The 24396-nt window shown below is 41.2% G+C and carries 22 protein-coding genes and 1 pseudogene; 8 read left to right on the forward strand and 15 right to left on the reverse strand.

The window, feature by feature from the left end:
- Positions 1-68 precede the first annotated feature (68 nt).
- From pstB to IEX94_RS02345, 4 genes are all read right to left on the reverse strand, one after another.
- Positions 69-890, reverse strand: coding sequence for a phosphate ABC transporter ATP-binding protein PstB (gene pstB, locus IEX94_RS02330; RefSeq protein WP_156856224.1), 822 nt, complete (start codon positions 888-890; stop codon positions 69-71).
- A gap of 42 nt (positions 891-932) precedes the next feature.
- Positions 933-1817: a phosphate ABC transporter permease PstA gene (gene pstA, locus IEX94_RS02335; protein ID WP_188855870.1), complete on the reverse strand. Its 885-nt coding sequence runs from the start codon at positions 1815-1817 to the stop codon at positions 933-935.
- Positions 1818-1819: 2 nt separating this feature from the next.
- Positions 1820-2773: a phosphate ABC transporter permease subunit PstC gene (pstC, locus tag IEX94_RS02340; protein ID WP_188855871.1), complete on the reverse strand. Its 954-nt coding sequence runs from the start codon at positions 2771-2773 to the stop codon at positions 1820-1822.
- A gap of 238 nt (positions 2774-3011) precedes the next feature.
- Positions 3012-4016 carry a PstS family phosphate ABC transporter substrate-binding protein gene (locus IEX94_RS02345; protein ID WP_188855872.1) on the reverse strand — a complete coding sequence of 335 codons (1005 nt, stop codon included), beginning with the start codon at positions 4014-4016 and terminating at the stop codon, positions 3012-3014.
- 230 nt (positions 4017-4246) lie between these two features.
- On the opposite strand from IEX94_RS02345, the gene IEX94_RS02350 reads away from it, so the two are divergent.
- Positions 4247-5035, forward strand: coding sequence for an N-acetylmuramoyl-L-alanine amidase (locus IEX94_RS02350; RefSeq protein ID WP_188855873.1), 789 nt, complete (start codon positions 4247-4249; stop codon positions 5033-5035).
- 93 nt (positions 5036-5128) lie between these two features.
- On the opposite strand, the gene IEX94_RS02355 is transcribed toward IEX94_RS02350, so the two are convergent.
- Together IEX94_RS02355 and IEX94_RS02360 are read right to left on the reverse strand one after the other, a co-directional pair.
- Positions 5129-6286 carry an ABC transporter permease gene (locus IEX94_RS02355; RefSeq protein WP_188855874.1) on the reverse strand — a complete coding sequence of 386 codons (1158 nt, stop codon included), beginning with the start codon at positions 6284-6286 and terminating at the stop codon, positions 5129-5131.
- Positions 6276-7028, reverse strand: a complete 753-nt coding sequence (locus tag IEX94_RS02360; protein WP_156856239.1) for an ABC transporter ATP-binding protein — start codon at positions 7026-7028, stop codon at positions 6276-6278. The genes IEX94_RS02355 and IEX94_RS02360 overlap by 11 nt, the downstream gene beginning before the upstream one ends.
- A gap of 180 nt (positions 7029-7208) precedes the next feature.
- On the opposite strand from IEX94_RS02360, the gene IEX94_RS02365 reads away from it, so the two are divergent.
- The 4 genes from IEX94_RS02365 (at position 7209) to IEX94_RS02380 (ending at position 10691) form a co-directional block, all read left to right on the forward strand.
- The gene (locus IEX94_RS02365; protein ID WP_156856219.1) at positions 7209-7910 is read left to right on the forward strand and encodes a LytR/AlgR family response regulator transcription factor; all 702 of its coding nucleotides are present in this window, start codon (positions 7209-7211) and stop codon (positions 7908-7910) included.
- Positions 7911-7992: 82 nt separating this feature from the next.
- Positions 7993-8991 carry a sensor histidine kinase gene (locus IEX94_RS02370; RefSeq protein ID WP_229782528.1) on the forward strand — a complete coding sequence of 333 codons (999 nt, stop codon included), beginning with the start codon at positions 7993-7995 and terminating at the stop codon, positions 8989-8991.
- A gap of 17 nt (positions 8992-9008) precedes the next feature.
- The gene (locus tag IEX94_RS02375; RefSeq protein ID WP_188855875.1) at positions 9009-9662 is read left to right on the forward strand and encodes a lysoplasmalogenase; all 654 of its coding nucleotides are present in this window, start codon (positions 9009-9011) and stop codon (positions 9660-9662) included.
- A gap of 456 nt (positions 9663-10118) precedes the next feature.
- The gene (locus IEX94_RS02380; protein WP_156856217.1) at positions 10119-10691 is read left to right on the forward strand and encodes a CDP-alcohol phosphatidyltransferase family protein; all 573 of its coding nucleotides are present in this window, start codon (positions 10119-10121) and stop codon (positions 10689-10691) included.
- 58 nt (positions 10692-10749) lie between these two features.
- Here the strand turns inward: IEX94_RS02380 and IEX94_RS02385 are convergent, their stop codons facing one another.
- Entirely contained in the window at positions 10750-11313 is a 564-nt protein-coding gene (locus tag IEX94_RS02385; RefSeq protein WP_188855876.1) for an NADPH-dependent FMN reductase, read from the reverse strand.
- Between the two features lie 321 nt (positions 11314-11634).
- Positions 11635-12762, reverse strand: a complete 1128-nt coding sequence (gene alr, locus IEX94_RS02390; protein WP_188855877.1) for an alanine racemase — start codon at positions 12760-12762, stop codon at positions 11635-11637.
- Positions 12763-13022: 260 nt separating this feature from the next.
- On the opposite strand from alr, the gene IEX94_RS02395 reads away from it, so the two are divergent.
- The gene (locus tag IEX94_RS02395) at positions 13023-13406 is read left to right on the forward strand and encodes a hypothetical protein (RefSeq protein WP_188855878.1); all 384 of its coding nucleotides are present in this window, start codon (positions 13023-13025) and stop codon (positions 13404-13406) included.
- A gap of 67 nt (positions 13407-13473) precedes the next feature.
- Here the strand turns inward: IEX94_RS02395 and IEX94_RS02400 are convergent, their stop codons facing one another.
- From IEX94_RS02400 to htpG, 4 genes are all read right to left on the reverse strand, one after another.
- Positions 13474-13758, reverse strand: a complete 285-nt coding sequence (locus IEX94_RS02400; protein WP_188855879.1) for a hypothetical protein — start codon at positions 13756-13758, stop codon at positions 13474-13476.
- Positions 13759-13761: 3 nt separating this feature from the next.
- Positions 13762-14172 (reverse strand): transcriptional regulator Spx, encoded by a 411-nt coding sequence (spx, locus tag IEX94_RS02405; RefSeq protein WP_156856212.1) that lies wholly within the window; start codon positions 14170-14172, stop codon positions 13762-13764.
- A 25-nt stretch (positions 14173-14197) separates the two neighbouring features.
- Complete coding sequence (locus tag IEX94_RS02410; protein ID WP_156856211.1) at positions 14198-14809, reverse strand: TetR/AcrR family transcriptional regulator; 612 nt, start codon at positions 14807-14809, stop codon at positions 14198-14200.
- Positions 14810-15853: 1044 nt separating this feature from the next.
- Positions 15854-17737 carry a molecular chaperone HtpG gene (gene htpG, locus IEX94_RS02415; RefSeq protein ID WP_156856210.1) on the reverse strand — a complete coding sequence of 628 codons (1884 nt, stop codon included), beginning with the start codon at positions 17735-17737 and terminating at the stop codon, positions 15854-15856.
- Positions 17738-17889: 152 nt separating this feature from the next.
- Between htpG and IEX94_RS02420 the strand changes: the two genes are divergently transcribed.
- Positions 17890-18603: an NAD-dependent protein deacylase gene (locus tag IEX94_RS02420; protein ID WP_156856209.1), complete on the forward strand. Its 714-nt coding sequence runs from the start codon at positions 17890-17892 to the stop codon at positions 18601-18603.
- A gap of 98 nt (positions 18604-18701) precedes the next feature.
- Here the strand turns inward: IEX94_RS02420 and adhE are convergent, their stop codons facing one another.
- The 3 genes from adhE to IEX94_RS02435 form a co-directional block, all read right to left on the reverse strand.
- Positions 18702-21305, reverse strand: coding sequence for a bifunctional acetaldehyde-CoA/alcohol dehydrogenase (adhE, locus tag IEX94_RS02425; RefSeq protein WP_188855880.1), 2604 nt, complete (start codon positions 21303-21305; stop codon positions 18702-18704).
- 331 nt (positions 21306-21636) lie between these two features.
- Entirely contained in the window at positions 21637-21777 is a 141-nt protein-coding gene (locus tag IEX94_RS19585; RefSeq protein ID WP_229782529.1) for a hypothetical protein, read from the reverse strand.
- A gap of 314 nt (positions 21778-22091) precedes the next feature.
- Positions 22092-22700, reverse strand: coding sequence for a YpjP family protein (locus IEX94_RS02435; protein ID WP_188855882.1), 609 nt, complete (start codon positions 22698-22700; stop codon positions 22092-22094).
- Between the two features lie 398 nt (positions 22701-23098).
- Between IEX94_RS02435 and IEX94_RS02440 the strand changes: the two are divergent.
- Positions 23099-24396 (forward strand): annotated as a pseudogene (locus IEX94_RS02440) (LysM peptidoglycan-binding domain-containing protein); the annotation flags it as partial.

The raw sequence follows: 24396 nt of genomic DNA on the forward strand, positions 1-24396 counted from the left end.
GGGTATTACAGACCGTTAATACGTGATAAAACGAGACTAGCACGAATGCCAGCCTCGTTTTATTCATTCTAGCCAAAGCGACCGGAAATGTAGTCTTCGGTGCGGCTGTCTTTTGGATTGGTGAAGATTTTATCCGTTTCATCAAACTCGATAACTTCCCCATTCAAGAAGAACGCCGTTTTATCTGAAATGCGTGCAGCTTGTTGCATATTATGTGTAACGATAACGATGGAATAATCTTCACGCAGCTCTTGAACAAGCTCCTCAATCCGGAGCGTTGACTTCGGATCAAGTGCTGAAGTGGGCTCGTCCATTAAAATGACGTCAGGTTCAACCGCTAGACAACGTGCAATACAAAGTCGTTGCTGCTGTCCGCCCGAAAGACCATATGCATTCTCATTCAAGCGGTCTTTCACCTCATCCCAAATGTAGGCACCACGAAGGCTCTTTTCCACAATTTCATCAAGTATTTTTTTATTTTTAATTCCATGGATTTTCGGCCCGTAAGCAATGTTTTCATATATCGACTTTGGGAAGGGGTTCGGTTTCTGGAAAACCATGCCGACTTGGGTCCTTAAATCTTCGACACGGAAATTTCGATCTAAAATATTTCTGTTTTTATACTTGATTTCACCTGTTGTGCGAACACCTGGAACAAGTTCAACCATGCGATTCAATGTTTTAATATATGTTGACTTTCCGCAACCGGATGGACCGATGACGGCGGTGACTTCCTTTTCTTTAATTGATAGATTAATATCCTTTAATGCATGGGTGTCTGAATACCATAAATTCAACTGGTTTGTTTCAAATACGGCACGCTTCTTTTCTTGTCGGCCAGTCTTTTTGACGACCTGATCATTTAATTTTACCGTGATTTTCTGACTCATTATGTTCTCTCCTTAAAAACGTGACTTGAATCAATTAATCGCTTAATAGCGTTGTTGGAATTTATTTCGGATGAAAATGGCTACTGAATTGAGTAAGAATAATAGGACGAGCAACACGATAATTGTAGCAGCTGCAAGATAAGCATACTCAGCAACTAAGGATGCATCGAGTGTCCAGTAATAAATCTGCATCGGGAGTGCCGTAAATGTATCGAATAAGCCACCTGGAAACGGGATGAGCAATGCAGGAATCCCAATAACTGTAAGGGGCGCTGTCTCCCCGATTGCCCGCGATAATGCAAGAATCGAGCCCGTCAAAATTCCTGGTAGTGCTGCTGGCAGGATAATCTTCTTCACCGTCTGCCATTTCGTAGCCCCCATACCATAGCTTGCTTCACTTAAAAAATTTGGAACTGCACGAATCGATTCTTGAGCTGCAACAATAACAATCGGCAATACTAAAAGTGATAATGTTAAACCACCTGCCAACACGACGTTACCAAAATCAAGGGCACGGACAAAAATTGTTAGTCCTAGTAAACCATAAACGATTGATGGCACACCGGCTAAGTTTGATATATTTGTAGCGATAAAGTTTTGAAAACGGCCAGGCTTTGCATAAAGTTCGAGATAAATAGCAGTTCCCACTCCTATAAATAAAGTGACCGGGATGACGACAAGCATGAGCCAGGAGGTTCCAAGAATTGCCCCCATAATTCCTGCACGAGCAGGGTCTGTCGATAATCTACCCGTTATAAAATCCCAATCCAACCAAGCAATACCTTGAGAGAATACGCGAACAAGTAATACCGCTAAGACAATTAAGCCAAATAAGGTGGAGAGTAAAAAGATGAATTTTAAGATTGAATTATTGCGTACCCGTGATTTCATCCGCTTCTCTACAACTGCTTCATCAACATATCTCATAATCAATACTCCTCCCTAAATTTACGAGAGAGATATCTTGCTAGGATATTCATTAATAACGTAAAAATAAATAATGTGGCTGCGACAGCATAAAGACTGTAATAAATAGTCGAGCCTGCCGGAGCGTCACCTGAAGAAACTTCTACGATATAAGCAGTCATTGTCTGCATCGATTGGGTGATGTCAAAAGTGAAGTTCTTTGAGCTACCACTCGCAATCGTAACAATCATCGTTTCCCCGATCGCCCGTGAAATACCTAATACAAAGGATGAAATAATTCCAGACAGTGCTGCCGGGATGACAACTTTAAACGTCGTCTCCAATTTCGTGGCACCTAAGGCGAATGCACCTTCCCGCATACTATTCGGCACGGAACTCATCGCATCTTCAGACAAAGAAGCAATCATCGGGATTATCATGACCCCCATTACAAGACCAGGACTCAAAATATTTGTCGCTCCTACTTCTGGAAAAATGCTACGGATAAGTGGTGTAACGAATGTAAATGCAAAGAATCCATATACGATTGTCGGAATGCCTGCGAGAATTTCAAGCAGCGGCTTCAATACCCGCCTTACCCTGTCTGATGCATATTCACTTAAATAGATCGCCGACATAATCCCAATCGGGCCTGCGACGAGCATTGCGATAAAGGTTGAAATCAATGTACCGTTAATTAATGGCAGCACACCAAATTCAGGATTTTGACTCATCGGTTTCAACACCGTTCCAGTAAAGAATTCCCAAACCGGAACACGCTTAAAGAATTCAATTGCTTCCGTAAACAAAGTTATAATAATTCCTACTGTTGTCAGAAGAGAGATTGATGCGATAAGAAGAAGAAAAGTTGGAATGAATTTTTCCGTATAATTGGAGAGACTTTTCTTTTTTTTCTTTTCTGCAATCATTTCTCTTACATTCACAGCGTTTTTGTTTGTATCGCTGTTCCCTGCCATTTCCGTATACTCCTTCCCAGAATAAAAAATGAAACTTCATTCCGTAGGGTTTCTTTATCACCCCTCGGATTGTTAGTTGAGCCGTATCAGGGATTCCTGGGGCTACCCCTTTTCTCAAATTTTTATTTATCCACATTTAGAGGTGGGGTACTACAACCCATTCATGCGTGAAAAATTCACAACAAGATGAGAGCAATTTTTTGCCCTCATCTTTAATGTTTACATGATGTTGCGTATTTTATTGAAGAGCTTCTAATTCTTCAACCAATGCACTTGCTTCCTCTTCAGGTATTGGTGCGAATCCAGTTTCACCAGCAAAGTCTGCCGCATTCTCCATACAATAGATTGCATAATCAAGGACTTGTGGCTTCTCCTTGGCGTTGTTTACATTCAGATACGTAAATACTGGTCGCGTGAAGCCCGCATAGTCGCCATCCTCCGCAATCGTATCCAATGTCGGTTCAACCGGGCCTTCACCAAAATCAACATGGACTGCTTGTACTTGGTCTTGGTTGTTTACATAGTAACCGAAGCCGAAGAATCCAATGGAGTTTACATCTTCAGAAATTAGTGTTACGAGTGTTGAATATTCTTGTTGCAGGTTAACATCTTCTCTTAAGTCTTGTTCTTCTAAAATATTTTCATAGAAGAATTCGTACGTTCCATGATTTTCATTCGGTCCGTATGTGTGGATCGGTTCATTCGGCCAGTCTGCATTTACGTCAGACCAGTTTGTATATTCACCTAAGAAAATACCAATGATTTGATCCGGAGTCAGTTCTGTTGCCCAATCGTTCTCTGGGTGGGTTACAATTGTCAAACCATCTAGTGCTACTTTCAATTCTTTCACTTCTATTCCAAGTTCCTCTGCTTTTGCTAGTTCTTCTTCTTTAATCTCACGGGAGGCATCATTAAAGTCTGTTCCGCCCTCTTCCAGGAAACGTTTGAAACCAGCACTTGTACCTGCCCGGCTAACTTCGACCGATACACCTTGTTGTTCATTAACCATATATTCTTCAGCAAGTCTAGACATTAATGGAAATACAGTTCCAGAGCCGTCAATTTCAACAATACCTTCCAGCTCTTCGGATCCGCCTTCTTGTGTATCTATTGAATTGCCACTTGTCTCTTCTGACGATTCCTCTGAACCCGTGTCATTACCGTTATCTTTTCCTCCGCATGCTGCAAGCACTGTAACGAATGCCCCGATGACAAGGAACATAAGCAATTTCTTGAGTTTCATACGACTTTGTCCTCCCCAATAATAGATGGATTTTATCTTGAGCGCTTTCCGCTCTCAAGTACTAGTATAGTGTCCCAATGTAAAGGAAGTATTAGTCGAATGTAAAGCTTTTGTAAATTTACGGAGCTTCTATAGTATATGCAGCTTTCTTCTAAATCTATGCCCCTTTCTATCATTTCCTTTCGATTATAGAAATGGATGGATAATTAAAGGAAAGGGAGATGAAAGAGATGAAAATTTATCTTGATGCCGGACATGGTGGGGAAGATTCCGGTGCGATCGGAAATGGTTTGCAGGAAAAAGAAGTGGCTCTTGACTTGGCGCTTCGGGTTCGCCGTATGCTTCGCGATTATCCGCAAGTTTTAGTGAAACTGAGCCGAACGACTGATGCCACGAAGAGTCTTCGGGTGAGGACAAATGAAGCGAACAGCTGGGGCGCAAATCTTTTCTTGTCGCTTCATTGTAATGCTTTTAATGGACGAGCCCGGGGATATGAAGATTTTATTTATAACAAATTGCCGGCAGGGTCTGTTACAAGAAACTATCAAACGATTCTCCACGAAAAAGTCCTGCGAGCAATTGGCATACCAAACCGGGGGAAGAAACAGGCCAACTTTCATGTCCTGCGCGAATCAAACATGCCGGCGATTTTAACAGAGAACGGCTTTATCGATCATCCGGAAGATGCGAAATTGATGAAGCAGGCGGCCTGGAGAGAAAAAGTCGCAGCCGCGCATGTAGAGGGGTTAGTTGAAATCTTTAACTTAAAAAGCTCTAGCTCTAGTAAAGAGGGATACCAATTAATTGCCGGTTCCTTTGCAAAAAAAGCAAATGCAACTGCAAGACAAGCATTACTCACCTCGAAACAAATCCCGGCCACGGTAAAAGAAGTGTCGATAACTGGAAAAAAGCTATACCGTGTCATCGCCGGCACCTATCCGAGCAGAACTGCAGCAGAAAGCGAACAGAGACGCATCTTGCAAATGGGGATTGAAACATTCATCTTACAAAATAGTTAAACACACTACAAAACAGCCGGGCATATTATGATGTGCCCGGCTGTTTAAGTATGCTTTATTCAAGCATTAGATGGCTCTATTGAGTCTTTTATTTTAATTCATCACCCATTTATCCTTACTAAATAGGATTCTGCTGATGATGAAGATAATGATGATACAGACGAGATTACTGCCAATCGTCATAAATATATGCCCATAATTCACCACACCAAACAATAATTCCGTAAGAATCGCAAAGATATTTACAAATGGCAGGATAAAATGATTCATCGTAAACTCATTCACACCAAGACCACTAATCATCATCATCGGGAAAATGAGCACCATCATAATCGGTGTACTATAACTCTGTGCTTCTTTTACTGTTTTACCCACAATACTTGTGATCATTAAGAGAGCACCAACGAAGAATGAATAGACTAGCGTCACAAGTGCGCCCATTCCAATGATCGCAACCATATTATCACCGAACGAAATTGCAGCTTTCAAGTGTTCCGTAAAGAAAGCTATCTCAATTGCAACGACTGCGAGCGTAATAATTCCAATAATGACTCCGACAGAAGATATCGTTAAATATTTTGCCATTAGTAACGTAGAGCGATTTACTGGCGTCATAAGAAGTGCTTCCATCGTTTTCTTTTCCTTTTCACCCGCAAAGATATCTGCTGCTGATGGAGCTGCTCCCACTCCAATAGCAATCGATAGAATAAGTGGGATCAACAGAGCCAGCACCTGGATATTACTATCCTCCGTGTTCGTCTCCCGTTGCTCCACTGCAACCGCCTGAGTGATGGATGGATCGATATTCGCTTGTTGCAGTCTTTCTGCGACAACAATCTGTTCATATTCTGCAAGCTCGCCACTTACAAGATAAATAAGATTAGAAGATTTTTGACTGAATGTATCCCCGATCAGCTCCACATTGCCAGCTTCTCCCGCTTGCACTTCCGCGTCAAAGTTATCTGCAAACACAATTGCTGCTTGAACTTCTCCATCGATAAACGCCTGTTCCGGATTTTCCGCACGTAAGAGTTCCACCTTATCCAATGTTCCAAGTATTGTTTCCTGTTCAGCGGAAATGTCTTCTTCCACAGCCAATGTGTATGTTTCATCTTCCCCGTCACTAATCAAACTTTCATAGAAAAAAGTTAATGCGGACATCATAAGAATCGGTAACAATACGGTTAATAGCAATGTCCGCTTATCACGGAAGGAATCAATCATTTCTTTTTTATAAATTTTAAATAGCATAGCCATCCGTCCCCCTTACTAATTTACTCATAAAGATATAGTTTAAATCCCGACTGTTTTCCTCTTCATATAAGGCCTCTTTCTCCCCATGGTAGATAAGTTCACCTTTATGGATCATCGCGATATGGTCACAGAGCATATCAACTTCTTCCATAATGTGGCTGGAGAAGATAATCGTTTTTCCTTGTGTTTTTAGCTCCTGGACGAGCTGGCGAAAAACGTTGGAAGCGGTGATATCGAGTCCGGTTGTCGGTTCATCGAAGAGAATAATTTCCGGATCATGGATGATTGCACGAGCGATCGCCATCTTCTGACGCATCCCTTTAGAGAAACCGTCCACTTTCCGGTCAAGAAAGTCGCGCATACCGAACATTTTCGTCAGTTCATCAATCCGCACCTTTGTCTCATGCTTGCTTAAATGATAGAGCGCTGCAAAGTATTCGAGATTCTCTCTAGCGGTCATGCGGTTATAGAGCCCAGTCTCTCCGCCGAACAAGACACCCATCCGCTTTTTAATTTCATCTGGTTTCTTTACTGTGTCATAGCCTTTTACAACAATTTGTCCTTCTGTCGGTGTAAGCAATGTTGCGATGGAACGGAGAAGCGTCGTTTTCCCTGCTCCGTTCTCCCCTAATAGACCGACGATCTCTCCTGCATGAACTGTAAAGGACACATGGTTTAAAGCAGTTATTGAGAGTTTTTTATCTTGAAATCGTTTCGTCACGTTTTGAATTTCAATCATTTCGTTCCCATCCCTTTTTTGATTTGTTACATTCATTGTAAGCAAAACCATCGCCTCTTTCACCGGACATGTCGCGAATCATTCCTTTGATGTCGTGAAAATGCCTTATCTGGCTTTGAAATGGTATAATGAAGAAAAACTATTGCGTCATTTTACATAGAAAGTACGGGGGTTACAAGTATGCTGAAGGTTGGAATCGTTGATGACCGTCAGATTGATTTAGATAAGATAGTTGGGATTGTATCACAGATTGATGATGTGGAGATCGTCTTCTCTACTACTTCTGCAGAGGAAGCCTATGAGCGGATTAAAGATGAAGAAATCATGCTGCTCGTCGCCGATATTGAAATGCCCCATCTTTCCGGCTATGAGCTCGCAGATATTATCCATTCCCACGCGCTTCATATTGACGTTATTTTCGTAACGGCAAATAGTGGGTATGCGGTCCATGCCTTTGAAATCAATGTACATGACTATATTATGAAGCCCTATACGAAAAATCGGCTCACGACATCAATTAAACGGATTATGGAAAAGTCCCGGCAAGCGGAAATTACAGGGAGACTTTACATTAAACAGAAGAACAACATTCATATTATCCAGAAAAAGGATATCATTTTCATTGAACGAACAGGCAGGTCATCCACAATTTTTACAAAAAGTGGAACCATTAAGACATATCAAACGTTAAAAGAATTAGAGGGAGAGCTAAGGGAAAGGGATTTTCTTCGCTCACACCGTTCCTTTATCATCAACATCCACTACATTCAAAATTTCGAGCTCTACGCGAAAAACTCCTTCATCGTGAACTTTGACGGCATAGAAGAAACCGCAATGATTACAAAAGAAATGGTCAACCACTTGCAGCAAAATTACTTTTAACACCGGGACAACTGCTCTGACCCTCTGTCCCAGTGCGGGACACGGGGTCAGAGCAGTTGTCCCGATTGATAGGAGGTTGGAAATGGGGATTGTGCGTCTTTATTGGGTGAGTGTTGTCTTGCTTTTCGCGTTTCATTTGGAGCTTGCGGGGCGAGCTTTACCTTTTGATTTTCCCTTTTATGTATCAATTATTGTAGCTTTGTTCCTTGTTTTTCTACTTCAAAGAAAAATGATCGTGCAGATTGAGGCGCTTGGAGCAAAGGTGAATTTGGGGTTATACAGTATCCAGCTACTTGTTTTATTCATCTATTTATTAAGCGGGCCTGGCCTGATTTCACTTATTCCATTTCTCCTCTTCCTTTCCGTTGAAATAATGAGACTTACATTGGGCCGGAAGCTTTATCATAAGGATGAGCTTATCCATTCCCACACAAGGGAAATTGAGCAGATGAATGAAGCCTTTCTCATCGTCCGGAAAGAAAGACATGACTTTTTAAAACATATCTCTGCGATGCATTATATGCTTGAAAATAAGAATCATAAAGAAGCAACAACGTATTTAAATGAGCTTGTGGAAGGGTATAAGGAAACAAACCTGTCCATTCAAGGAGAAAGAGGAACGGTTGCGGGTATTCTGCATCAAAGTTACCGCAAAGGAAAAGATAATGGGATTGAAGTAACGTACGATCTCGAAGCGGCAATTTCAAGCTTGCCACTTTCCGATCGAGATTTAACTGAACTAATCGGGAATATACTGGATAATGCGCTGGAAGCAAGCGCCGAATGGCAAAAAGAGACCGGAAAACAGGCCCATATTACATTACAGACTTCAAAACGGAGCGGATTATTTATTTTAAGCTGTAAAAATTACACCCTCCCCATACCGAACGATGTACTTGATCATTTATTTACGAAACAGGCGAGAACGACCAAATCAGGGGATCATGAGGGACTTGGTACACAGATTATCGCACAGATTACCCAGAAACATGCAGGATATCTTGATTTCGTTTATAAGAACCAAACCTTTACACTGCAAATTAAATTGCCTGCCATCTTGAAATCGGTCGACACGGAATAAAGACGAGGAGGAGCACAATGGTTCTTTACCGCTTACCGCTAATGATACTGACGCTTAGTCTCGTATATATTTTCATCGCTCCCGATGAGCCTTTTACGTTCAAACTCTTTTTTAAACTATTGCCAATGATTGTCATTATACTTTATGCATTTCGGATTGCTCCAGAAAATAAAAGATGCGTCCATTGGTTCATCATGCTTGGTCTCGTCTTTTCGATGATTGGCGATGCGACACTGCACTGGTTTCTCATTGGTCTTGTCGCCTTCTTTATTGCCCATATTTGTTATGCTATCGGCTTCCTCAAAGTTGCCAAATTCACGAAGCGGCGGATACTTGCCGCAATTCCAATTGGTATCTATGCTATTATTTTCGGGATATTCCTTATACCTGCGTTAACGGATGCCGGAGAGCAAGTACTTGCGGTCCCAGTCGTTGCTTATATTATCATTATTTCACTAATGCTCTTGGCTACAATTTTAACAGGCAATCGACCGGCGCAATTCGGGGCATTGTTATTCGTTATTTCTGATTCGATTCTTGCTTGGAATATGTTTGTGGCGGCCGTTCCATTTGCGGAGGCCCTTGTCATGCTCCCCTACTATGCAGCTCAATTTTTCATTGCAGTTAGTCTCTACTCGCTCATTGAACAAGACAAGCGCATCGTTTGGTAGCAAAATAGGAGTGTAAAACAACTATTTTTGATATGCTTATAAGGTATTATTCAACTTTTACAACAACCTAACCGTATAATTACTTTCATTCAGCGCAAGTGTTTCGCACGTTCTGTTATGTAAGAGCACTAATCGCCGTTCAGTTGCCCGGCGGACGGATGCGCATCCTAAGGTACAGCCGTAGCCTCGACGCACAGGAAGTGATAATACAGGCGTTGCCACATACGAGAGCGAACTTAGTCTGCCTCGGAAGAAAAGCACTTCCTGCGGGAGCTTAGGACTAATGCTTTTCACGCAGGAGTAACCCGGCCGCCTGTGGAAAGCGAGAGGTGTCTGAACTGCGGACCTCCAGGTAAGAGTTACTCTTACACTGAATGAAAGTAATTCCTAGTTTTTATAAAACTTATAAGTTGCAAGAGTTGGGTAATGTAGTTCTAAACATAGGGGGAATTTCATGTGAAGTTAACAACAAGGGAAGTTTTATCCATCCCAAATATTTTATCTTACATCCGGATTCTTCTGATTCCTGTATTTGTCTATCTTTTCATTCATGCAACGGACACAAGCGATTATTATCTTATCGGCATTATTATTCTTTTATCTGGTGTAACCGACGCATTGGACGGATGGATTGCCCGGACATTCAATCAAATTACAGAACTCGGGAAAATCGTTGACCCGATTGCAGATAAATTAACACAGACAGCGATCGTCGCCTGTCTATTGTTCCGCTATCCATATATGTGGATTCTGTTTATCCTCTTTGTCTTGAAAGAGTTGTTTATGGGAATCAATGGACTCATTCTTTTAAAACGCGGGAAAAAATTGGACGGAGCGAAGTGGTTTGGGAAAGTATCAACGGCTGTTTTTTACCTAGCGATGGGAATTTTAATTACATTTCCCAGCCTAGATACGTATTTTATCGCATTCCTCATGATTGTAACGGGTATATTCCTATCCATTTCTTTCTTGATGTATATCCCGGAATTCCTGAGATTATATGAAAAAAGAGAAGATGCTGTGCGTTAAGCTCAGCATCTTCTCTTTCATTTATAAGATCATTCATGAGGATTTTGTGGTCAGCAAATTAGCCTCGTAATGATTTCAAAGCACTGCTCCAAGCAATGACTTGATCTAACATTTGGTTTGCATTATCTGCATGGTAATCAGCTGGCTTGAAGACGGAGAAGTTTTCAAAGTCAGCTAGTAGTGAGAATGTAACTGCAGTACGAACGTCTGCTACTTGTAATTCACCAAGAATCAGGCGCATGTTCTCATGAGCACGGGTTCCGCCAAGGCTTCCGTAACCAACAAATCCTGCCGCTTTATTATTTACTTCTGGATTTAAGTAGTCAAGCGCGTTCTTCAGTGCACCACCGATTGCATGGTTGTATTCTGGAGTGATGAAAATATATCCGTCAAAAGAAGCCATTTTATCAGACCAAGCTTTGATAACTGCATTTGCCTTTTCTTTTTCAGCTTCCGGTAAGCTTTCACTTAGGAATGGTAAACGGTAATCCGCTAGGTCTACTAGCTCATATTCTACATCTTGATCCTTGCGATTGTTCGCAAAGTCAAGTGTCCAATTTGCTACTTGTTCCCCATTACGTCCTTCACGAACACTTCCTAAAATAATACCAATTTTTAACACTCGAATTCCCCCTGTTATCTATAACTTACTTTTAGTTTAATTCAATATAAATGAATTACGCTTATTAATATACCATGATTTTTTTCATGTTGCAATCTTTTTGTTCTCTTTTATTATTTACTTATCATTTGTAAGTTTAATAACATAGGCGCAGAGCGAATTTTTATTTTATCACGTATTAACGGTCTGTAATACCCCCTCCTCTAAACATGGGGGAAACCCAATATGTGAAGGATGGGGATAAACAGTCCGTAAATTCCTATTCTGTTCAACTTACATTCAGCGGGGAGGTAAGGATACCCCCACTGAATGAGTTTCACTTTACCCAATATAAACTCTTGGAACACGTTTCCCGATGAGACAAATGATTTCGTAATGGATGGTTTGTAGCTGTTCGGCTATTTCGTCGAGGGAGATGTAGCCTTCTTTTTCCTCACCAAATATCGTTATAATATCGTTATCCTGTACCTCGTCAATACTTGTTACGTCCACCATCGTCTGATCCATACAGATTCTCCCGACAATCGGCACCCGCTGCCCCCTTATCGTCACCTCACCACGATTGGACAGCTGACGAGAAAGCCCATCCGCATATCCAACTGAAAGAGTGGCAATCAGCGATTTTCTCTTGGGCTGATATGTACAACCATAGCTGATTGACTCTCCCGCCTCTACTTCCTTAATTAGCACCGCTTTCGTCTGGAATGTCATTGCCTGGGTCAAGCTAATCACTTTCTTCATATGTTTTGCTGGATAAAGACCATACATACCAATCCCAACCCGACACATATCCAAGTGCATCTCTGGAAAACAAATCGTTGCCGCACTATTACAACAATGCTTCAGCGGGGCGGAATAACCATGTTCTGCTAAATAGTCCGTCACTTCAAGGAAACGCGCAAATTGCATCCGTGTATACGTTTCATCTACATTGTCCGCGTCTGCAAAATGAGTATAAATCCCTTCAAGTTCGATCCACTTGCTGTCAATGCCCTTCACTAATTCAAGTGCTTCTTCCTTGGTCTGAACGCCAACCCTTCTCATCCCTGTATCTATTTTCAAATGGACCTTAACTGCTTGCTGCAATTCTTCACAGGCGGTAACAAGTGCGTCCAACACATCCTTGCTATAAACGGTGAGCGTAATTTTATTTATAATCGCTTCCTTTACAACTTCCGGTTTCGTATAACCGAGCACAAGAATCGGGGCTTCGATACCAGCCTTTCTGAGTTCAATCGCCTCATCAAGCAATGCGACACCTAAACGATCGGCACCAGCCGCTAAAGCAGCCCTCCCGACTTCCTCCGCACCATGCCCATAGCCATCCGCTTTTACGACAGCAAGTAGTTTACTATTTTTATTCATATGTTGTTTAAAGACTCGCGTATTTTCTCGGATTGCAGCTAAAGAAACTTCAACCCATGTATCTCGGTAACTTAATCGTTTCATCCGACAAACTCCTCTGTTCTTTCATTATCTTATATTTTACCATTTCCCAACATCCTCTGGATAGGGCATACTTTTCCAATTGGAACAATATATATTATGAAGGAGATGAAATAAAAATGAGGAAGTATTTCTGTTTCACTTGAAAAATATGCTAAAAAAGGCTTAGGTTGGGTAGAGTAACTCAGCATTTCAGTCTGCTTCTATTTTCCTGTCAACCAGTTAAAAATCGTAAGAAATCAGCAAAAAAGGAGTGGATAACGTTGGGTGCGAAATGGATAAAAATTGCCGCTCTTTATTTTATTATCGGAATTGGCTTTGGGTTATTTATGCTTTACACGATCCAGCTTCAATGGGGGGCAACGCACGCTCATATTAATGTTGTCGGCTGGCTGTCTACTGGTTTAATTGGTGTTATTTACTCGGTTTACCCAAAAGCGGGAAATAGCCAACTTGGTAAATTACAATTCTGGCTTCATCAAATCGGCTTACCTTTTCTCCTTATCGGGATGATGATGATTTATCTTGATGTACCGCTAATCGTTCTTGAAATTTTCGTGTCTGGTGGTGGGGTTGCATTTTTAATCTCTGTTGTGCTGTTTATTATCAATCTATTCCAGAATGTGCACGCTTCAGAAAGTAAGTAATTATTTAGGGCATGCATTCCTTTCGATTTTTTATAAAAATAAGGTAAACCCAGTCTTAGGGTTTACCTTATTTACTATATGCTTTAAAAACTTCAATAAATTGTTCTGGAGAGCTTTTAACAATAAAGGAGTATACACCTTTGTTCGTATGTACATACAACAGTCCACCTTTTGTTCCGAGCAACCGGTAGGACAAATCGTGAATTGTATCGATTGGAAACTCACGATGTTTCGTCACCAGTCGATCCTCATACAAATACATCATACGTTGTTCTTCAGTATTTGTTTGGGTGAGGGAATCGACGGTACGAATAACTTTCACATACGATTGTTCAGCCAAGAGTTGCGCCATAAATTACCCTTCAGCAAGTTGCAAATGATTTAATCTCCATTGCAACCATTGGTATTCGCGTGTTTTTCTCGGCAGGAATTGACGGATATCATCCTCATGATAGCCTACTTGCAGCCTCTTCTCGTCAACCATAATTGGACTACGCAACAGACGAGGATGCTTGTGAATCAGTTCCAATAATTCCTGAAGCGGTAATGCTTCAATATCTAGATCAAGATCTTTATAAATCTTGGATCGTGTTGATATAATTTCATCCGTTCCGTCAACGGTCATGCGTAGGATTCCTTGAAGTTCCGTTACGGTTAACGGATACTTCAAAATATTCCGCTCCACATAATGAATGTTTTGCTTTGTAAACCATTGCTTCGCTTTCCTAGTCGATGAACATGCAGCTCCATAAATTGTCACTGTCATATATCATACCCCATTTCAAATTGGTTTATTTTGCTATGCCTTTTTTCAATAAGTTCATTTCTGCTATAAAGCTTTCAATTGCTTCTTGATCGGATAGCTCTTTCGTAAACTTCTCGACAAAATTGCGGAATGCAACTGCCGATATAATGTGGATGACATGGGTCAGTTCGCTGTCTGATTCGATATTTAAAAGATCTCTATTAATTAGTTTCGTAATTTCTTCCATACCATCTTTTTTCAGATTGCTTTCAATTATTTCATTGAAGATGGTTTCAATCTGATGGGTTACGTTAAGAAGAGCATTCCGGAAAAAGTTATACTCCTTTTCATCAGGTAATTCAATAAGCAGATCATAGTAAAAAGCAGTGATTGCTTCGAATAAGTCTCCCTGATGTGTATGCAGTTGTTGAATAAACTGTTTGTTTCTACGGCTTGCCTGTTCCTTGAGAATATAGTAATAGGCGTCTTCTTTATCTCTGAAATATTGATAAAAGCTTCCCCGAGATATCCCTGCTGTCTTTACGATATTTGCGATGGAGGCCTCGTATAAAGGAACTCTAGAAAATTCTATTTCCATTGCCTTAATTAAGGATTGACGCTTTTTCTCTGGCAGATTAAAAAATGTTGCTTTGGGCATTCCTTTACCTCCATTTCTACCAGATAATGACACGGTGTCATCTTATATTTTTATAATAAATGACACCGTGTCATTTGTCAATGCAATACGGGGTATTCCTAACTTTTTACTTACTTATTCCACAATTACCTCTTTAAATAGTTATTACCTTAAATCGCTATCGTAAAACTCCTACTTTCTTCCCGAATCCCGCAGTTTTGCAAATATGTACCTAGACACTATTTTTTAAATAAAAGCTTTTTAAGCTGAACGGATGATTACTTTCATTACGGCTTGAATGCAACCTACTTCTGGAGAGCCACATTCCAGGTACCTCTCTTTTTCCGCGGGCGGCTGCCTAAGTCTCGACGCATAGGATGTCGCTAATACAGACGTTGCCACATACGAAAGCGTTCTTTAATTAGTGAACGAGCAAACACTTACGCTGTATAAAAAAGTAAGTAAGTCAGTTGTTCCTTTTGAGAGGGGTATTAGGAGATCGGAAAAACATCTATATGTGTCTGAAACCATAATGGATAGTTGGTTTTACTAACTACGCGAGGGAATAGTTCGCTATTTTAGGCTGTGAAAGTTGAAAGTAGTCAGCTATACATGAGCGTGGTGTATTTTCTAGAGCGATGAAATTTATGCTACATAATGGGTGAAACAGGAGGAGTAGAAGCATGGTCTTTCCTGGCCTATTACGGAATACGCCAGGAATGAGCCTCGCTTTTGTTTTAGGATCTTCTGGTTGACTGACGCAAGATGAAGACAATGAGGCCGAGGAATAAGACAGGTAGGATAATACTTAATAACATGAAATCACTTCCTTTCAGATACTTTCAATCGACTATGAAAACTAGTCTACCCGTCTGGAGGTAATTTCTAACATAGATGGTAAATTGTTTACTACAAATTTTGGGTTACGTTCCATCATATCAAAAACCCAATACAATTGCAAGGCGGATTTTTAATGAGCTTTTTGCGGTGTACCATTTTTTCGCGAAAGCTAGGTAGATAAAAAATGGTACCTTTCCAGATATACGGAAAAGTACCATCAGAATATTAAAGCATCACTTTACAAATATCATTCGTGAAAGCAACCGGATCTTCAATTGGAAGACCTTCGATTAGTAATGCTTGGTTATATAATAGATTCGTGTAAAGTTTCAAATGCTCGTCGCCTTGCTCTTTCGCTTGCTCTAAAGCATTCATAATTTCGTGATCCACATTAATCTCCAATACTTTATCTGCTTTAATTTGCTGATCATCGGGCATGGAATTAATGATTTTTTCCATTTCAATTGAAATATCACCATCTGCTGTAAGCACAACCGGATGAGATTTCAAACGTTTTGAAGCACGGACAGCTGTAACCTTATCCCCTAATAGCTCTTTCATTTTCGTAAACAGCTCTTCGTGTTCCTTCTCTGTTTCTTTCTCTTCTTCCTTCTCTTTCTCATCTTGTTCAATGCCAAGATCGCCACTTGAGACGTTTCTAAATTCCTTCTCTTTATAGCTCATGAGCATGCGGATTGCGAACTCATCAATTTCGTCTGTGAAATATAGAATTTCATAACCTTTATCTTTTACAAGTTCAGTCTGCGGAAGCTTGTCCACGCGGTCAACGCTATCGCCTTGTGCATAGTAAATATATTTCTGCTCTTCTGGCATGCGCTCAACGTATTCATCCAAAGTAACTAATTTCTTTTCTTTCGATGAGTAGAATAATAGCAAATCTTGCAGCACTTCTTTATGCTGGCCGAAATCGCTGTAAACACCGAATTTCAATTGCTGGCCAAAGGATTGGTAGAAGCGTTCATAAGCTTCCCGGTCATTATTCAGCACTTGTTTCAGTTGCTGCTTGATTCGTTTATTAATGTTTTTGGCAATTGTTCTTAACTGGCGATCATGCTGAAGCATTTCCCGCGAAATATTTAAAGAAAGATCCTCGGAATCTACTAATCCTTTCACAAAACCGAAATAGTCCGGCAGCAGCTCTGGACTTTTCTCCATAATAAGTACGCCGTTCGAATAAAGCTCCAATCCTTTTTCATATTCCTTCGTATAGTAGTTATATGGTGCGCTCTCCGGGATATAAAGAATCGCATCATAACGGACCGCACCATCAACGGAAAGATGGATATGTTTTAACGGTTTATCGAAACCATAATGCTTCTCCCGATAGAAGTTTTCATAATCCTCGTCGGTAAGCTCACTCTTATTCTTCTTCCAGATTGGGATCATTGTATTCAAGGTTTCTTCCGTAATGACGTCTTCATATTCGTCTTCCGTGCCTTCTTTCAGCTTACTTTCCGTCACGTCCATTTTTATTGGATAACGGATAAAGTCGGAGTATTTCTTCACGATTTGTTTGAGTCGGTATTCTTCTAGGAATTCATCGTAATTCTCTTCTTCCTCATTTTCTTTGATTTTGAGGATAATTTTAGTGCCTACTTCGGCTTTTTCTGCCGGTTCAATCGTGTACCCTTCAGGCCCAGTTGATTCCCATTTATAAGCTTCTTCACTATCAACAGAGCGACTGATGACGGTTACTTTTTCCGCAACCATGAAGGCCGCATAGAAGCCGACACCGAATTGCCCAATGATGTCATGGCCGTCTTTAATTTCATTCTCTTCCTTAAATTGATGGGAGCCGCTTTTTGCGATGATACCGAGGTTGCTCTCCATCTCTTCTTTTGTCATCCCGATTCCTGTGTCGGTTATGGTTAATGTTCGTGTATCTTTGTTCGGGTCAAGTTTGATAAAATAACTGTCTTTATCAAACGTGAGATTGTCATCTGTAAGTGCCCGGTAGTATAGTTTGTCGATTGCATCGCTCGCATTGGAAATCAATTCTCTTAGGAAAACTTCACGCTGCGAATAGATGGAGTTAATCACCATATCTAGTAGTTTCTTTGATTCCGCTTGAAATTCTCTTCTTTCCATCGTCTCTCTCCTCTTTCGTTAAAAAGTAAGAAGCAATATATACTAATCCATCTATTTTAATACCATATCCTTTCTATGAAGTCAATCAACTTGGGTCTCTGCAAGCTTCCTGAATTCACGGTATACTAGGGGTACAAGTAAGGAGGAATGACATGCTTAAGAATTGGTTGGAGCAGTCTGATTATACGGTCGTATTTACCGGAGCGGGGATGTCGACAGAAAGTGGCCTCCCGGATTTTCGGTCAGCAAATAAGGGGTTATGGACGAAGAAAGACCCCGCGCAGCTTGCAAGTACCGATGCACTCAACAATAATGTGGAAGAGTTTATTGCATTTTACCGGGAGCGTGTACTCGGAGTGAAGGAATATGGACCACATAAAGGACATTCGATCCTTGCCAATTGGGAGCGTTCCGGCAAAGTGAAGTCGATTATTACACAAAATGTCGATGGATTCCATCAACTTGCAGGCAGTAAGCAAGTCGCAGAGCTTCATGGTACCTTGCAGAAGTTGCATTGTGAATCATGCGGGCGCCAGTACGGTAGTGAGAAGTATGTGAAAGAGGCATTTTACTGTGAGGAATGTAATGGTGTGTTACGGCCTTCGATTGTTTTATTCGGGGAAAGTCTACCAGTCGATGACTTTGAATTTGCACTACAGGAAACAGAAAAAGCAGATTTGTTCATTGTGCTTGGCTCTTCCCTCACCGTTACGCCGGCGAACCAGTTTCCAATGCTTGCGAAAGAAAATGGTGCGAGATTGGTCATTGTTAATGCAGAAGATACCCCGCTTGATCGGTCCGCCGATTTGATTATTCAAGATAAGAAAATTGGTGAGCTTTTGCAAGAACTGGATGAGAATCTATAAGAAAAAATAAAACAGACGTGGTAGCTCCCTCTCCTTATGAGGGTAGATACCACGTCTTTCATTTCTATTTTCCGGTTTTTCTCGCCCTCTTCTACTAGCTAGACACCTTTAAATGCTTTTCTATAAACATCGGCCAGTTCTGTGACGAGAGGTAACTTCGGATTTGCTGTTGTACATTGATCTTCAAAAGCTTTATCAGCTAAATGATCCACTTTTGCTTCAAATTCTTTCTGGGTGACCCCATTTTCTTCAATACTCATCGGGATATCCAATTCTTTTGCCAGTTTAATAATGGCTTGTACCAGATTTTCCACCCCTTCTTCGGTGGTAGCAGCTTGTAAGCCAATCGCTTTGGCAATCTCCGCATAACGCTTATCTGCAATGAAATGTTCATATTTAGGGAATGAGACAAATTTCGTCGGCTTCGTTGCATTATATCGAATGACATGAGGTAACAAAATAGTATTAGCACGGCCATGAGCAATGTTAAATTCACCGCCCAGTTTATGTGCCAAACTATGGTTTATCCCTAAGAACGCATTGGTAAATGCCATTCCCGCAATGGTCGAGGCATTATGCACCTTTTCACGGGCCTTCTCATTTGATCCATCATGATAGGCTTGCGGTAAATATTCAAAGATAAGCTGAATAGCCTTGATTGCCAACCCATCTGTAAAGTCATTAGCCATATTGGATACATAAGCTTCAATCGCATGGGTTAAGACGTCCATTCCGGTGTCAGCTGTAACTGTTTTCGGTACACTCATTACAAATTGCGGGTCAATGATTGCTACATCCGGTGTCAGCTCATAGTCAGCCAGCGGATACTTTATATTATTCTCTTTATCTGTGATGACTGAAAAAGATGTGACTTCGGCTCCAGTCCCAGAGGTTGTTGGAATCCCGACAAATTGCGCCCGTTTTCCGAGTTGCGGGTATTTATAAGCACGTTTACGGATATCCATGAATTTCTGTTTCAAACCGTTAAAGTCTGTTTCAGGATATTCATAGAATAGCCACATCGATTTAGCGGCGTCCATGGGTGAACCACCACCAAGAGCAATAATGACATCCGGCTCAAATTCTCTCATCTCCGCCGCACCCCGCATGACGGTTTCTTTAGAAGGATCAGGCTCAACGTCTGAAATAATTCTACAATGGACATAATCTGGACGTTTTCTTAAGTAATATAAGACCTTATCAACGTATCCCAATTTGACCATCATCGGATCCGTTACAATGATAGCCCTTGAGATATTCGGCATCTTCTCAAGATATTGAACGGCATTTTTTTCAAAATATATTTTTGGTGGAACTTTAAACCATTGCATATTAACACTTCTTTTCGCCAATTTTTTGACGTTATATAAATGAACAGAGCTCACATTGCTAGACACAGAATTTCCGCCGTATGAACCGCACCCAAGGGTCAGTGACGGGGTATACGCATTATATATATCGCCAATTGCCCCTTGAGATGATGGCTGATTAACAATCAAGCGTCCAGCTTTCATCCGCTGACTGAATTCATCGATGACCTTCTGATCTTCAGAATGGATCACAGCAGAGTGACCAAGTCCACCAAATTCAAGCATTTCCTCACACCGTCTGAGTCCCATTTCTGTATTGTTTGCTTTATAACAGGCAAGCACGGGACTGAGCTTTTCCCGTGACAGTGGATAATCGGGACCCACTCCGGTTAATTCAGCGACCAATATCTTTGTGTTTTCCGGAACAGTGACTCCTGCCATTTTCGCAATAGTAGCTGCACTCATTCCAACTATCGCCGGATTAACAGAAGCCGTATTTTCATCAATGACCAGTTTTTCGACTTTTACCTTTTCTGTGGCATTTAAAAAGTAACAGTTCTGAGCAATCATCTCTTGTTTCACTTTTTCATAGATTGGCTCATCGATAATTACAGCTTGTTCGGAAGCACAAATCATGCCATTATCAAAAGTTTTAGATAAAATGAGATCATTGACTGCTCGTTTGATATACGCTGTTTTTTCTATATAACAAGGGACGTTACCTGGTCCGACACCTAGGGCTGGTTTTCCGGAACTGTAAGCGGATTTCACCATACCAGATCCACCTGTGGCTAAAATGAGCGCGATGCCCTCATGTTTCATGAGTGCTTGCGTTTTTTCCACAGCCGGTTGGTCAATCCACTGAATGCAGTGTTCAGGTGCACCGGCTTTCACAGCAGCTTCATATAGGACTTGGGCTGCCTTAGCACTTGATTTTTGTGCCCCAGGGTGAAAAGCAAAGATAATCGGATTACCCGTTTTAATAGAGATAATGGATTTAAACATTGTCGTAGAAGTCGGATTCGTGATAGGAGTAATTCCAGCAATGACTCCAATAGGTTCCGCAATTTCAACGATACCTTCCATTTCATTTTCATTCATGACCCCTATTGTCCGTTCATATTTAATGTTGTGGTAAATATATTCCGTCGAAAACATGTTTTTAATAATTTTGTCCTCGTAAACACCGCGTTTTGTTTCTTCTATAGCTAACTTGGCCAATTCCATATGTTTGTCCAAGCCCGCTAAAGCCATTTCTTTAATAATGTTGTTAATTTGGGCTTGATCCAGCATTTTCATTTCCTTTAATGCCTTATTCCCATTAACGACCAGGGTATCAATGCTCTCACCCGCTGATTTAACTTGTTTCTTTTCAAGTGTTTTTGTAGTCATGGTAAATCCTCCTCATCTTATATTGTGAAACATTGAGCATGTTGTTTTAAAAAAATATAGCCTATTGCTATCCAACTAAATATCATGTGAGGCTGAGAAAATAATGTCTGTTAATTAACCGTTAAACTCACCTCGCTTCTTTGTGAACCGTTGATCATATTATTGCGTAATAAGATTTCTATCTCTTTCAAATTGATCATACCACCTGTAAACGCTTCCTGTTTCGGCAGATTATGACAAATCGGTGAAGTTATTCTATACTATATTCAATGCACATATTTTTTTAACAAAACTCTCTTTTTTCACTGTATACTCATTTATACCTTCCTGTTTATGCCTTACAAAGGATTTCTTTATATGGCTCTAGCCTTGTTTCCTTTACAATATCTTTTTTAACTCTGAGAAACTCTTCTGTCCATTCGTGATTATGAGGTACCAGTCTAACTTCATTTCTTTTTAAACCTAATCTCATTAAGATATTCTCCCTTCTCCTAATCCATAAATAGAAACTCCCGCGGGATTCTTCGGTGCTGAATTCCAAGTTACTCACATCTTCCATGGTTTTCGCCGATAATCTCAGGCTCAACTTCTCTTTATCCTCAACAAGGGGTGTAATTGACAAGGCGGCAGGATTCACTTTATCCCGGTGTAACCGTCCGTAAAACTCCCACCTCAAAGCTTTAGGTCATTCAAGAAAGTTTCAACAGCTAGCAACTAACGGCTTGCTGGGCGCGCGAATATATAAAAAGAGGTGGGGACAGCTTATATCCTCACCTCTTTTAATCTTTATGCCATCCACTTAGGTGGTGTATTTTTATCCCAGTAAATTTCACCGAGGTTGTGATGCTCTCTGAAGTCATCGTTTTGAAGATGATAGTGGAAGTTGAAATAGTAACCTTCTAATGGTCGATTGTCACGACGGACGTGGAACTGGACGACATCTTCTTCCGTACGATAATCGGTTACGTGAAAGATTCGCTCACCGTAGCCCTTTGCTGGTTGTTCCGTAATTCCATAATAACGAACCGCCTCATCCCCTGCTTCAGCAGCTAACTCTTCCAGTACAGACTCCATTTTCGGCAAAATTACCGCAGAAAACTCATCCTCCACTTGTTCAGCAATACGCGGACCAAATTTCAGCATGCTTTGAATTTTCGCCTGTTCTTGTAACTCCCGTAAATAATCCGGTTCTGTTTCGACTTCAAGCATTGTTTCATAGCTTTCGAACGTCGCTTCACTTGCCCGGACTTCAGTCGCTTGATCGAATTCTGCTTTTGAGGAGAAAGTATCTTTATTATCTTCTGCTTCAATTTCCAATAACGAAGTCGGCGTGTACATTCCGAGTGTTGCAATCGCAATCAATGCAACGAGCGCTTTTTTCATCCACAACTTCATGGCCATCACTTCCCAATCATTTCCTTACTATAAGTTTAACATGTTATGGGCAGATGTCTATTGGGAAAATGGTTTATTTCGTTAACTTTCTATTAATTTTCTGGGACAAAGGCGTAAGCGTCCGTTTAGCAACATACAAACTGGAGCACTCCGGAATGAGATAAAGGAAACACAACGAACGCAGTGAGTTGATGTTGACTTATCGATTGGAGGAGTGTGAAGTTTGATAGTTGCTGGGCGCTGGAGCCGGACGTGGCTAGCCCTGGATACCTAAGTTATCACAGCATTTTTATTTTATAGTTTCCTATTCTGGGACAAATGCTCTGACCCTCTGTCCCTACACATTCTCACTTTTTGGGCATAGGATATTGGAGCGAAATGTAAGAGGGGGAGTTTTTGTGATTATTCACGTTGTGGAGCCGGGGGATAATTTGTATGGGTTACATGAACGATATGGGGTAAGTATGACGGAGTTATTGCGGGTGAACGATTTGCCGGATCCGGAACGGCTTGTTGTTGGTCTGGCGTTACTTATTCCGATTAAGGGAACGTGGCATACGGTAAAGGCTGGAGAAAGCTTGTGGAGTATTGCTGCTAATTTTGGATTGGCTTTAAATCAAGTATTACAGGCAAACCCCGGGGTCAATCCCGAGGCGCTCATGCCAGGACAAAGAATATTTATTCCGCTTGCACGTCACAATGTAGCGCCTGGCGAGACACTTGCAAGCATTGCGAATCAGTACGGAGTATCGGTCTATGCACTCGCTCAGGAGAACGCCCTTACGATAACCGAGCCTATCTTTACTGGGCAAACGCTCTTTATTCCACGGGGGAAACCAATTATTGATGTCAATGCATATTCCTACCAGCAAGATGCAGCAGGTGCCCAGTCAATCCGTGAAGTTGGGGAACTGCTGACATTTGCGAGCCCGTTTGCCTATCAGGTTCAAGCGGACGGAAGCTTGGAGCCTTTTCCAGATGAACAGATGATTGCCGCAAGTTATGAAGAGAATGTTTTGCCAATGATGTCGATCTTAAATTTCACTTCAGAAGAAACCGGTTCATCGCTCACCCATACGATTCTGACGAGTAACCAGCTAATGGATACGTTATTGACAAACATCCTCAATGTAATGAACGAAAAAGGCTATCGAGGGTTAAATATTGATTTTGAAAATGTATTACCCGAAGATCGGGAGCGTTTCAATAACTTTATACAATTGGCCGTCAACCGCCTCCATCCTGAAGGGTATTTCGTTTCGACTGCGGTAGCCCCGAAAACAAGCGCTGACCAACCTGGATTATTGTATGAAGCCCATGATTATGCAGCCCATGGAAGAATTGCCGATTTCGTTATCTTAATGACATATGAATGGGGATACCGGCTCGGTCCGCCTCAAGCGATTTCACCACTAAACCAGATGCGGCGGGTTGTAGAATATGCCCTAACCGAAATGCCCGCAGAGAAAATATTCCTTGGTTTCCAGATTTACGCGCGGGACTGGAAGTTGCCTCATGTTCAAGGTCAAGCCGCCCAAACATTCAGCCCTCAAAGGGCAGTGGAACTCGCTACCAAGTATAATGCAGAAATTCATTTTGATAGAGTTGCCGCTTCTCCGTTCTTTCGCTACACGGATGAAGAAAAAAAAGTGCTCAAGCCAAGTTTGATTTGGCAAAAGAGTTCAATCTTGGCGGG

Source organism: Oceanobacillus indicireducens (genome assembly GCF_014647195.1).
Classification (GTDB): Bacteria; Bacillota; Bacilli; order Bacillales; family Amphibacillaceae; genus Oceanobacillus; species Oceanobacillus indicireducens.